Source organism: Aeromonas sp. SCS5, from assembly GCF_001887375.1.
Taxonomy (GTDB): Bacteria; Pseudomonadota; Gammaproteobacteria; order Enterobacterales; family Aeromonadaceae; genus Aeromonas; species Aeromonas jandaei.
This window is the reverse complement of record NZ_LFCS01000017.1, coordinates 1-11,159: the sequence shown is the minus strand read 5'-3', so window position 1 is coordinate 11,159 and position 11,159 is coordinate 1. Positions and strand designations below refer to the sequence as shown.

The 11,159-nt window shown below is 59.2% G+C and carries 11 protein-coding genes; 4 read left to right on the top strand and 7 right to left on the bottom strand.

Annotated elements, in window-relative coordinates:
* Positions 1–107 precede the first annotated feature (107 nt).
* The 4 genes from BS300_RS18910 to BS300_RS18895 form a co-directional block, all read right to left on the bottom strand.
* Positions 108–1,487: an endonuclease/exonuclease/phosphatase family protein gene (locus tag BS300_RS18910; protein WP_071914620.1), complete on the bottom strand. Its 1,380-nt coding sequence runs from the start codon at positions 1,485–1,487 to the stop codon at positions 108–110.
* A 214-nt stretch (positions 1,488–1,701) separates the two neighbouring features.
* The gene (locus tag BS300_RS18905) at positions 1,702–2,502 is read right to left on the bottom strand and encodes a heme ABC transporter ATP-binding protein (RefSeq protein ID WP_071914619.1); all 801 of its coding nucleotides are present in this window, start codon (positions 2,500–2,502) and stop codon (positions 1,702–1,704) included.
* 11 nt (positions 2,503–2,513) lie between these two features.
* Positions 2,514–3,545: an iron ABC transporter permease gene (locus BS300_RS18900; RefSeq protein WP_071914618.1), complete on the bottom strand. Its 1,032-nt coding sequence runs from the start codon at positions 3,543–3,545 to the stop codon at positions 2,514–2,516.
* Positions 3,542–4,393, bottom strand: a complete 852-nt coding sequence (locus tag BS300_RS18895) for a helical backbone metal receptor (RefSeq protein WP_071914617.1) — start codon at positions 4,391–4,393, stop codon at positions 3,542–3,544. The genes BS300_RS18900 and BS300_RS18895 overlap by 4 nt, the downstream gene beginning before the upstream one ends.
* 167 nt (positions 4,394–4,560) lie before the next feature.
* Here BS300_RS18895 and hutX point away from each other — a divergent pair, with 167 nt between their 5' ends.
* Together hutX and hutZ are read left to right on the top strand one after the other, a co-directional pair.
* Positions 4,561–5,073, top strand: coding sequence for a heme utilization cystosolic carrier protein HutX (hutX, locus tag BS300_RS18890; RefSeq protein ID WP_071914616.1), 513 nt, complete (start codon positions 4,561–4,563; stop codon positions 5,071–5,073).
* Entirely contained in the window at positions 5,070–5,627 is a 558-nt protein-coding gene (gene hutZ / locus BS300_RS18885) for a heme utilization protein HutZ (protein WP_041210555.1), read from the top strand. Before hutX ends, hutZ begins: the two co-directional genes overlap by 4 nt.
* 77 nt (positions 5,628–5,704) lie before the next feature.
* Here hutZ and BS300_RS18880 read toward each other — a convergent pair whose 3' ends face one another.
* The 3 genes from BS300_RS18880 to BS300_RS18870 are packed head-to-tail and all read right to left on the bottom strand — an operon-like array spanning position 5,705 to position 7,675.
* Positions 5,705–6,088, bottom strand: coding sequence for a hypothetical protein (locus BS300_RS18880; protein WP_071914615.1), 384 nt, complete (start codon positions 6,086–6,088; stop codon positions 5,705–5,707).
* Positions 6,089–6,126: 38 nt separating this feature from the next.
* Positions 6,127–6,681, bottom strand: coding sequence for a cysteine hydrolase family protein (locus tag BS300_RS18875; RefSeq protein WP_071914614.1), 555 nt, complete (start codon positions 6,679–6,681; stop codon positions 6,127–6,129).
* Positions 6,682–6,706: 25 nt separating this feature from the next.
* On the bottom strand, positions 6,707–7,675 hold the full coding sequence (locus BS300_RS18870; protein WP_071914694.1) for a ChaN family lipoprotein: 969 nt from the start codon (positions 7,673–7,675) through the stop codon (positions 6,707–6,709).
* Between the two features lie 181 nt (positions 7,676–7,856).
* On the opposite strand from BS300_RS18870, the gene BS300_RS18865 reads away from it, so the two are divergent.
* Both BS300_RS18865 and BS300_RS18860 read left to right on the top strand, forming a co-directional pair.
* A complete protein-coding gene (locus BS300_RS18865) occupies positions 7,857–9,962 on the top strand; it encodes a TonB-dependent hemoglobin/transferrin/lactoferrin family receptor (RefSeq protein ID WP_071914613.1) in 2,106 nt (701 codons plus the stop codon).
* 116 nt (positions 9,963–10,078) lie between these two features.
* A complete protein-coding gene (locus tag BS300_RS18860) occupies positions 10,079–10,975 on the top strand; it encodes a LuxR family transcriptional regulator (RefSeq protein WP_083593539.1) in 897 nt (298 codons plus the stop codon).
* The last annotated feature ends 184 nt before the right edge of the window (positions 10,976–11,159 follow it).

The following is an 11,159-nucleotide window of genomic DNA, read 5'->3' as shown; positions in this document are numbered from 1 at the left end:
AACTGTCTGGTTACTCAGCATGGAGTCTGAGCTGGCGGCAGACGAGGTGATATGGCGGGCACAAAAAGGGGGCCAGAAGGCCCCCGAATTGACGGTCAGTGGGTAGCTCAATCGAGTTTCAGATCGACCCAGACCATACGGTGATCCGAACTGACTCCCTTGGCGATGCCGAGTTTCGCATCATAGACCAGGTGGTAACCCGCCTCGAAGCTGGCCGGCCAGTAGACACCACTCTTCACTGCGTTGAGATTCGCTGAGGGGATGACGTGATCCAGCTGCAGCACGCTGGTGTTGGTGATCCGCTCCGGGTTGGGACGATTGAGGTTGCGTTTGCAGTCGGTCCCCTTGCTGACACACTCCGGGCCTCCTTCGCTGACCGGGATCAGGGTGCCATTGGTGATGGCCTGATTCATCAGCGGGTTGTTCAGCAGATCCTGAATGGCAGTCAGGTCACCGTCGCCAGTGAGCGGATCGGCATTGAGATCGCCGGCGATAACAAACTTGGCGTTTTTGGCCAGTCCACCCTTGGTGCCCTTGTCATCGGTCATGTAGTTGAGACCCTTGACGTAGTCGTTCCAGAAGGCGATCTCGGCGCGGTTGTGCTTGACGGTGTGACGCGCTGCGTTGGCAAAAATCGGCGGAGTCGGGTGGGAGATCAGGAAGTGGATCACCTCTTCCCCCTTCTCAGTTTTTATCCGCACCGGCACATCGGCGTGGTTCTTGGAAGATAGCGGGTACTTCTGCCACACCTCATCGGCATACCAGGCATCGCCGCATTCACGATATGGGTTTTTGACCCCGTTCTTGTCGAACAGCTTTTTGCAGTCATCGATGACGGGGTTCTTCTCGCCCGGCATATCCTTCCACTTGAAGTTCTGGAAGGTGCGGATCTGCTTGGTGTCGATGGGATATTTGGACATCACCGCAAAGGCGTACTGGCCGTGGTAGTTGCCAAAGCCCCAGGCATCATCGGGGCCGTTGTTGACCTTGCCGTCGAGGTTGAGGTCATAACCGCTCATCAGACCGGTATTGGTGGCGAAGTTTTGCAGCACCGGATAGCTGATGGCGGTTACTCCATCGCGCTGGGCATGGGCCAGATAGTTGTCATTGAAGGCTTTCAGGTCGGCGGTGTTTTCACCTTTGCCATCGTTGTCGAATTCGTTGAGCAGGAAGACATCCGGGCGGGTGCGCTGGATTATTTCCGCGACATTGCGGATCTGCTGTACGCGTTTGGCTTTGATTTCTGCAGCGCCACTCAGGCGACCTTCGGTAAGCTGGGTCAGCAGCTCATCCTGTGCGGAGCGGGTCAGTGCCAGCTCACCGGTCAGTTCGCCAGCGTTATCGCGGTCAAAGGAGAGGTTGAAGGTGGCAAAACGGACCATGGAGTTGGGAGCCTTTGCTTCGTTGTTGTCGGTATCACTGTTGCAGCCTGCCAGCATCCCGAGGGAAATGGCGGCGGCCAGTAGGGTCTTGTTGATATTTTTCATTGCAATTATTCCGTAGCATCAATGAGTTATGCCTTCTGTGAGGCTGCGCCATTATAGAGATCGCTCAAAACTACGGGATGTTTGTCTGGCCAAAGTGTGAGGCTATTCACAGCCAGTTTGGGTCGATGATGAATATTGGCTGGCCTGTATGACTCGGGGTAAATCAGGTCACTTCGGCCCGAGTTGCGGTAAGGGACGACAGTTTTCCAATCCCCTACACCACCATCGGCAGGCCGCTTTCTGGATGGTGGAGCACCTGAGCCGGATAGCCGTAGAGGCGGGAGATAAGCTCGGGGGTGAGCACTTCGCCCGGTGTGCCATCAGCCATCAGTTTACCCCGTTCCAGCATCACCAGCCGGTCGGCATAGCGGGCCGCCAGATTGAGATCGTGCAGCACCACCAGCACGGCGGTGTTGCTGCTGGCCAGCGCCCGGGCCATAGCCAGCAGCTGGTGCTGATATTTCAGATCGAGGGCCGAAGTGGGCTCATCGAGCAGCAGCAGCCGTGGTTGTTCCGATTGCTCGGGTGAATCAGGGGCTTGCCAGATCTGGGCCAGTACCCGGGCAAACTGCACTCGCTGCCGCTCGCCGCCGGAGAGCCCGGGATAGAGCCGTTTGGCCAGATGTTCGACCCCCGCATGGGCCATGGCGGCGGCCACTATCTCCTCCTTGCGGCGAGCGGGTTCGCTGTGGGGCAGGCGTCCCATGGCCACCACCTCTTCACAGAGAAAGGGGAAGTTGAGCGACGAGCTCTGCGGCAGCACCCCGAGCCGGTGGGCCAGCTGGCTGCTATCCCACAGCTGACGCTCCCGGCCAAACAGGGTGATGGTGCCTTCATGGGACAGCTCACCGGTCAGGCATTTTAGCAGGGTGCTCTTGCCCGCTCCGTTGGGGCCGAGCAGGGCGGTCAGGGTGCCGCTGTGCAGAGCGAGATCGAGCCCATCCAGGATCTGGCGCTGGCCACGGCGCAGGCTCAGCCGGGAGCAGGTCAGCAGGGGGGAGGCAAATCGTTCCATAGCAATCCGTGTTAAAGCGCGCGGCGGCTCTTGATTAGCAGCCAGATGAAAAAGGGGGTTCCGAGCAGGGCGGTAATGATGCCGACCGGCAGCTCAGCCGGGGCCAGCAGGGTGCGCGCCAGCATGTCGGCTCCCAGCAGCAGGGCTGCTCCCATCAGGGCGGAGAGGGGAAGCAGTCTGACATGGTTGGGGCCGGCCAGCAGGCGCACCAGATGGGGCACTACCAGCCCGACAAACCCAATCATGCCGGCGACGGCCACCGCCACGCCGACACCGGCGGCGGTGAGCAGAATCATGCGGCGCTTGAGCGCCTGCACATCGATCCCCAGATGACGGGCTTCCCCTTCGCCGAGCAGCAGGGCGTTGAGGGGATTGGCATCGCGCATAAAGAGCCACAGCAGGGCCGCCAGCATAAGCAGCGCCAGCACCATGTCGGCAGGTTTGCCGGCGGCCAGGGTGCCCATCTGCCAGAGGCTGAGATCCCGCAGCATCTGATCGTCGGCGAGATAGCTGAGCAGGCCGATCACCGCGCCCGAGAGCGCCGTGATGGCGACCCCGGCCAGCAGCATGACGGTCACCGAGGTGCCCCCCTCCCGGGTGCCGAGCAGATAGACCAGAGTGGTGGTCAGCGCTCCGCCGAGAAAGGCGAGCAGCGGCAATAGCCCGATGCCGAGCTGCTGTTGCGGCGATTCACCGAGGGGAGCCAGCAGCACGATGGCCAAGGCCGCTCCGAGCGCCGCGCCGCCGGAGACCCCTATGATGCCGGGGTCAGCAAGGGGGTTGCGAAACAGCCCCTGCATCACGGCGCCACAGAGCCCGAGGATCCCGCCGACCGCGATGCAGAGCAGGGTACGAGGGAGCCTAATCTCCTGCACGATCAAAAGCTTGTGGGCCGCAATTCCACTCCCCTGTCCGGCATAGAGCGCGCGCAGGCTCTCGCTCAGGGTGAGTGCCATCGGCCCGGTTGCCAGTGAACCGAGCAGCAGCAGGGCGAGCGCTGCCGTGGTGAGGGCCAGCAGCCAGGGGAGTGGCAAGCGCATCATGACCCCTGTTTGAGCCACTGGGCGATCTGGTTCGCCTGCTGCAGGGAGTTGAGGCTCAGGCCCCCTTGCAGGGCGTGACCGTCGATGGCGTGAATGGCGTTGCGCTTGCCGGCCGGGGTGGCGGCCAGTGCGGGGACTTCGGCCAGCACCTGGGCCGGGTCGGCATAGCGTTGCCAGTCGCGGCCGCTGACCAGCACCAGATCGGGCTGCATCTCGATAAGGGATTCGGCGGAGACGGGTTTGTAGTTGCGCAGCGTGGCTGCGGTATTGGTGCCGCCAGCCAGCGTAAGCAGGGCGCCGGCGGTGGTGTCGCCCCCGGCAATGCTCACCGGTTGCCCCTTGTGCAGCAGCAAAAAGGCAACCTTGAGCGGCTTGTTCAGTTTGGCTTGTGCCGCCAGCTGCTCGGTCTGGCTCTGGATCTGCTGTTTGAGCTGCTCGCCCGCGCCCTTGTCATCCAGCAGGCTGGCCAGGGTATCAATACGCTCATTGAGGTTGGCCAGAGTCGGTGCCGTTTCCAACACTTCTACCTTAACCCCGGCACGGCGCAGCTGATCGAGGGTTGGTGCAGGCCCAATCTCGTCGCTGCCGACCACCAGAGTTGGTGCCAGACTGAGGATCCCTTCGGCTGCCAGTGCGCGCTGATAGCCCACCTTGGGCAACCCTTTTGGCAAGGGGCTGCTGACATCGGTCGCAACGAGGCGATCGTCGCCACCGAGCGCCAGAATAAGTTCAGTGGTGGCCGGGCCAATACTGACGATGCGGGTATTGGGCGCTGCGGCAGCATGAGTGAACAGGGGGAGCAGAGAGCTGCTCAGCAGGGTGAGTGCGAGGGCAAGAGGACGGCCCATGCTAACCTCCGACAGTAGGGTGAAACGGGTGTGCCGCCGAGAATATCAAGGGTTTGAATAAAATGCACTGAGAATGATAGCAATTATCAATTGCATTGATTCTGGTGCTTTATTAGAGTAGCCGCCATGATAAACAGCGAGGCGGGTGCCTCGCCGAGGGAGAAACGATGAGCATTGCACAACGCATTCAGGAGATGCTGGAGCAGGATCCCAGCGCTCACCCTTCAACCATTGCGACCCAGCTGGCCGTCAGCGAGTGGGAGGTGGTTCGCCAGCTGCCCGCGGAGCTGGTGACCCTGTTGCCAGCCGATCGCGCACAAGCTCTGCTGGAAGATCTGGCCGACTGGGGCCCGGTAACCACCATCGTCGAGTCGGAAGGTTCCATCTTCGAAGTGAAGGCGCCGTTCCCGAAGGGGAAAGATGCGCGTGGCTACTACAACCTGATGGGGCGCGACGGTGAGCTGCACGGTCACCTCAAGCTCGACAACGTGGCGGGGATTGCGCTGGTCAGCAAGCTGTTCATGGGCAAGGAGGGACACTCCTTCCAGTTCTTCGGCCACTCCGGTCGTTGCATCTTCAAGGTTTATCTCGGCCGCGACGAGAAGCGTCAGTTGCTTGCCGATCAGGTCACCCGTTTTATGGCCCTGCGCCACCCGTCTCAAGAGGAAGTAAAAGCATGAGTGAACGTCAGGAGCGTCTGCAGAACCGCCTGCAACCGGAGATCCGCGAGTTTCGCGACAGCTGCCGTACCCTGCAGCTCGCCACCGTCGACAGCCAAGGCAATCCCAACGCCAGCTATGCACCGTTCGTGCTTCAGGAAGATGGTTACTATGTGCTGATCTCCGAGATCGCCCGCCATGCCCGCAATCTGCAACAGGTACCCCGGGTATCCCTGATGCTGATCGAGGATGAGAGTGGTGCCCGCGAGCTGTTTGCCCGCAAGCGTCTGACCTTTGATGCGGTGGCTGAAGTCGTTGCCCGTGACGACGCTCGCTGGAGCAAGGCTGTGGCGGCGCTGGAGGGGCGTTTTGGCGAGATCATCAAGGGGCTCTCCAACCTCAAGGATTTCAAACTGTTCCGCCTCAAGCCGGAGCAGGGGCTGTTCGTCAAGGGCTTCGGCCAGGCGTTTGCGGTCTCCGGTGACGAGCTGGTGGACTTCGTCCATCTGGTGGAAGGGCACAAGCGCATCGACAACGGTGCCGAGCTCACCAGCCCGGCCGATGCGCCGGTCTGACGGCACGACATCAATTACAACAAAACGGGCAGCCAATTGGCTGCCCGTTTTTTATTGCGTTATCTCGTCCGGATTGCTTAATCCTGCCAGGAGGCCTTGTTGGGGAAGGTGCTGCGATCGGCAGCGGTTGCCGTCTCGTTGCACTCACCCCGCACCTTCCAGGAGGTCTGGCTCAGCACTATGTACCCTTCCCGGCAGTACTTTTTGCTGGCGAGGGTCTGGGTCAGCAGGTTCTCCTGCAATGCTTCCCGCAGCTCCAGCAGGCGCTGGCTCTGGGCGGCAGAGAGGCCGCGCGGCAGGGTATCGTTGGGCGCGGCTTCAAAGGTGAAGCGCTTGCTCCCCTCCTCGTTGATATGGGTCAGGAAGAGGGGCTCGGGCCCGTCATACTTCTGGCCAGGCAAGCTGGAGCAGGCCGACAGCAGGGGAAAGAGCAGCAACAGGGTGGCGGGCAACAGGCGCACGGCAAGACTCCGGTGAGAAACTAAGCGAGGGCGCCAGATTAACATGGCTGCCCAACGGGTGTTACTGCCAGCAGCTCGTCGGTGGTGAGCAGGGTCACACTGCGCCCATTCGGCAGGTCGAGATTGCGCCATATCCAGTTGTGATGCTCGATGATCTGGGGGGCGCCAAGGTGAGGGCGATTGGCGGTGGAGTGAGCATCGCTCAATACGAACACCTCGAAGCCATGAGAGGCTGCGCTGCGCACCGTGGTATCGACGCAGAAATCGGTGTTGCTGCCGCAGAGGATAAGCCTGTCGACCGGCTGTTCTGCCAGCAGAAACGCGAGCTCGGTGTCGAGGAAGCTGTCACATGCGCTCTTGCGTACCCGGCTATCGCTCTTGGCTGGCTGCAGCATACTGTGCAACTGCCAACCCGGGGTGCCGGGCTCCAGTTCGCCACCCGGCAGATCATCATGCTGGATATAGATGACTCGCCCCTGTTGTTGCCTGACATGGGCCGCAGCCCGATTGATATTGGCCAGCACTTGCTGTTGTTGATGATGGGTCTCCTTCATGACCCCTTGCTGCACATCGATGATCAGTAACACATCCATATTGTACCCGCCGTTTCCTTGATGATTAGGGTTGCAGCCACTGGCTGCAGTCACGGCTGCGGGATTGATGCAGCGCGCCCATATCTTGCTTCATCTCGGCACTGTTTTGCCAGCGTTCGGGGAGCGGCATCATCTTTACGGTTACATCGGCGGCTCGGCCCGGGGCTGTCTCTTCCCCGGTTTGCGGGACTACCAATGCCACCTTGAGTGCCGGATTGCGGCTGGCGATGCGACTGGCGATCCCGAGCCCCCCCTCTACATGGAAATTACCGGCGATATGCATGATCTGCTGGCCCGGGTGCTTGGCGAGATAATCCACCATGCTCTCGGCCATGGTGTCGTCCCAGCTGGTCTGGGCGGCGAAACGGCGGGCGTTGCTGTCGGCATCGCCGTGGTGCATGGAGGCCATGAACTTCTGGCGATAGGGGTCATCACCCAGTGTCAGTTGGCGGGCCAGCTGGCTGCGACGTGAGGTGGGCAACTTGTCTAACCAGGCGACTCCTTCCTGACCGACACAGCTCACCAGCGGTTTGGGGGCGTTGGCGGCGATCACCGACATGCGGTGCGTCTTGGCGAACTCCACCAGCGGGCGATAGTCGCTCGGGTAGTTGGGCCAGGCATGCCCTGCGCGGATCAGCGCAGCTTCACCGATCTTGCCTGCCAGATAGGCATCAAGGGTCGCTTGATCGGCCCGGCTGAACTGCTCCATGGAGAGGGTTAGCCCCCGTCCGTGTTGCTCTGCTTGCTGATACAGGGCGCTCAGCAGCTGTGACTGCAACAGGTGAATGGCTGGGTGGGTGTGCAGTTCGCCCACCAGAATGATGTCGGCCTCCGTGAGACGGGCAGTGGCCTGATCCAGAGTCAGGGTTTCCTGCTGCGAATTACTCAACTGATAGTCATAGAGGGTCGCCAGTGGGGGGGATACTGGTGGCTGGCTGGTAGCACAGGCAGCCAGCAGCAGGGGCAGAGCAAGCAGTGGGAGTCGTTTCATCAGTAATCTCGCGGTATAGAGAGGCCCGAACAGGGGTTGTGTCACAGGCATAAAACAGGAAATGGCTGGCAGTGTAAAACTAACAATTCTCTTTTTAAATGATAATGATTCTTTTTTATTGATCTTTGAGTCGGGGTGGGTAAGATGCGGCCTGTTTGATAATAGTTCTCAATAAGGATTCGCTGTGACCCATCAAAACGCACTCTCTCTGGTCGCGCTCGCCGTAGCGGCCGGTCTCTCCTCCCAGGTCTTTGCTGCCACTCAAAAGGCGGATGAAGTCGTGGTCGTCAGCGGCTCACGGATGGAGCAGAAGCTGGAAGATGTCTCCGGCCCCATTTCGGTGATTACCGCCAAACAGATCGAAGAGCAGGTGGTGACTGATGCCGCTGACCTGTTCCGCTATGAACCCAGTGTCGCCGTGCTGGGCGGGCAGGGAGATGCCCAGACCTTCATCATCCGCGGCATGGGTGAGAACCGGGTCAAGGTGGTGCGTGACGGGGTGCGCCAGAACGATGCCTACAGCAAGGGTGGAGTGGGTCAGAGCTACTTCGATACCGACATGATCAAGCAGGTGGAAGTAGCCAAGGGGCCTGCATCCGCGGCTTATGGCTCCGATGCGCTGGGTGGCGTTATTGCCATCACCACCAAGGATGCCAGCGACTTCCTCAAGGGCAAGGATAGCTATCTGGATGTGACCAGCGGTTACGCCTCCAGCAGTCACCAGAAGATGGCTGGTTTTACCGGCGCCCTGCGTACCGGTGACGTGGAGAACCTGCTGCGTTACACCTGGCGCGATGGTGGTGTCACCCAGAACTACGATTCAACCAAGACCGATTTCGATATCGGCACTCACGCCCTGCTGCTCAAGAGCAAGTGGAATCTCTCTGATGAGCAGTTCCTCAAGCTGACCGTCGATTATCTGACCGATGGCGAGGAGCCTGACGCGGTCAAGCTCAACAAGGTCGGTACCGGCACTGCCCGCGTGTTCGAGCAGCCCATCACCGACAAGCAGACCGACAACCTGTCGCTGGTGCTGGATCACGGCATCGCGCTGAATCAGAATTGGGCCGACCGGATGGATACCAAGGTCTACTTCGGACGCACCAAGCAGACGCTGGATCAGTACGCCTCATCCAAATATCCGGTTAACCCGCGCAACCCCTATGTGTTCAAGAACTCTCTCGATCACAACGTGTTCGATCAGAAGAACCTCGGCGCCCAGCTGCAGTTCCACAAGGCGGTGGCCAACCATCGTCTGGCCTGGGGGGCCGAGTATGAGCACACCGACAACGAACGCTCCCGCTACAAGGGGCCGACCAAACCAAATGATTTTGTCGGCTACAACGAGCTGAGCTTCCCGGCTACCACCAGCGAACGTGGCGCCCTGTGGGCCTTCGACGAGATGAAGTTTGGCGAGCGCTGGGTGCTGACACCGGGCGCCCGCTATGACTACTACCGGATGACCCCGGACAATGATCCCGCCTACACCGGTGACCAGTTGCACAAGTTCTCCGAAGGGGAGATCTCGCCCAAGCTCGGACTGGTGTTCAAGGCGCACGAGGCGGCCAACCTGTTTGCCCAGTACAGCCACGGCTTCAAGGCCCCCATGTATGACAGCGCCTTCTCCACCCTGAACCATCAGGCTTACGGCTATCGCATCGAGCCGAACCCGAACCTCAATCCGGAGAGCAGCGACGGCATCGATCTCGGTGTGCGTGGCAGCCACAATGGCTTCAGCTACGAGGTGGCCAGTTTCTACAACAAGTTCGATGATTTCATCGAGATGGTGGAAGTGGGCAAAGAGGGGCGCACCTCTGTCTACCAGTATCAGAACCTGAGCAAGGCGACCACCAAGGGGGTCGAAGCGAAAGCGGATTACTGGCTGACCGATCTGGTCAACGTCTGGGGCAACCTCGCCTACATCGATGGCAAGGATGGTGATGGCAACTACATCAACAGCCTGAGCCCGCTCAACGGCTCGGTCGGCGTTCGTCTGGAGCAGGAGAAGTGGAACTTCAATACGGCGTTGCGCTTTGCCGACGACATGGACAAGGTGCGCAAGGATGCCAAGGGCAACGAGTATGCGAAGGCGGCCGGTTGGGGCGTGGTGGACATGTATGCCCAGTTCAACCCGATGCAGGATCTGCAGCTCAACGTCGGTCTCTTCAACCTGTTTGACAAGGAGTACACCAGCTACGAGCGCATCGCCGGCCGTGATGCGGGTTCTGATAACAGCCTGATGACCGAGCCGGGCCGTAACCTCAGCGCCCGAGTCAAGTACCTATTCTAAAAACGACAACACACGCAGTGAACCCGGACTTGAGTCCACTCCGAATCCCCGCCCTGACAGGCGGGGATTTTTTATGAGGCATCCAGATATTGTGATGCTAACCCGTCACTGAGGCTATGAAAGAAGCATTTTCTTTGCGTAAACAAGATATTGTGCTATTTGTTCCATGCTTAATAACATCTAGAACATTTTGGCAACGGGGAAATGCGCTTTTGACTTCTACATCCCCCCACACTTTCGAGACGACCAACGCACTTGAGCTGATCACCCGGTTCAATGACGCATCCAATGAACAGACAATACTTGCTCTGCTGCGCCAGATCTGCGAGCTGATGGGATTTGACTACTTTCGCTTGGGATTTATCTCGCCCAGCTCCATTCAGCGGCCGGATGTGCGAATCTTCAATGGCTGTCCAGCAGAATGGGTTCAGTACTACAACGAACAAGCCCTTTATACCGTTGATCCGGTTGTCAAAAAAGGTATGGCTCAGAGTACACCGTTACTTTGGGCCAACCTCATTACTGAGTGTTGTGACCTGCAAGACAGCGCCGGGCTGGAAGTGATGCTACTGGCTCAGGAGGCCGGCTTGCGCGATGGCATCACCATCCCCTGGCACGGTGCAAATGGTCATATTGGACTGTTCTCATTGATTACCAGTGAGCCCCGTACCGAACATCAATGGTTGACTGCCATTCCGTTTCTGAGCTGGCTTGCGACCCATATCTTTGAAGCCGTGGCCAGGGTCTGCATTGCAGCCATGCCTCCTCGGGAGATGTTGACTACTCGCGAACTGGAGGTGTGCCAATGGGCTGCAGAGGGCAAACAGGTCAGCGATATTGCCCAGATCCTCGATATCAAACCCAGAACCGTGACTTTCCATCTGGAGAGAATTGCGGAGAAGCTGGGGGCAAGCAGCAAAAATCAGGCGATTTCCTGGGCCCTCAAGCAGGGGGTGGTCAAGCTCAATATTGATGCCGCGCAGGTCGAGAATGTGCTCGATAACAGTGAGTAGTTCTGTTCTAGGCAATCAATTGCTCATCTGGCAGATGAAATGGCTGTCTGTGCGAACTGTGCCGGTCAAAATGTTTTTCTGCGCAATTTATTGCATGGTTGCGCTGTGGGGGTTCAGCCTGCAATGGTTAAGGTGTTGATTTTTAAAAGATAAAAAAATGGCATGGTCGCTGCTAATAGTCTGG

What these genes read in the sequence shown, in the direction of transcription:
- BS300_RS18910 (WP_071914620.1), bottom strand. Translation starts at nt 1,487, where the DNA reads ATGAAAAATATCAACAAGACCCTACTGGCCGCCGCCATTTCCCTCGGG.
- BS300_RS18905 (WP_071914619.1), bottom strand. Translation starts at nt 2,502, where the DNA reads ATGGAACGATTTGCCTCCCCCCTGCTGACCTGCTCCCGGCTGAGCCTG.
- BS300_RS18900 (WP_071914618.1), bottom strand. Translation starts at nt 3,545, where the DNA reads ATGATGCGCTTGCCACTCCCCTGGCTGCTGGCCCTCACCACGGCAGCG.
- BS300_RS18895 (WP_071914617.1), bottom strand. Translation starts at nt 4,393, where the DNA reads ATGGGCCGTCCTCTTGCCCTCGCACTCACCCTGCTGAGCAGCTCTCTG.
- hutX (WP_071914616.1), top strand. Translation starts at nt 4,561, where the DNA reads ATGAGCATTGCACAACGCATTCAGGAGATGCTGGAGCAGGATCCCAGC.
- hutZ (WP_041210555.1), top strand. Translation starts at nt 5,070, where the DNA reads ATGAGTGAACGTCAGGAGCGTCTGCAGAACCGCCTGCAACCGGAGATC.
- BS300_RS18875 (WP_071914614.1), bottom strand. Translation starts at nt 6,681, where the DNA reads ATGGATGTGTTACTGATCATCGATGTGCAGCAAGGGGTCATGAAGGAG.
- BS300_RS18860 (WP_083593539.1), top strand. Translation starts at nt 10,079, where the DNA reads ATGAAAGAAGCATTTTCTTTGCGTAAACAAGATATTGTGCTATTTGTT.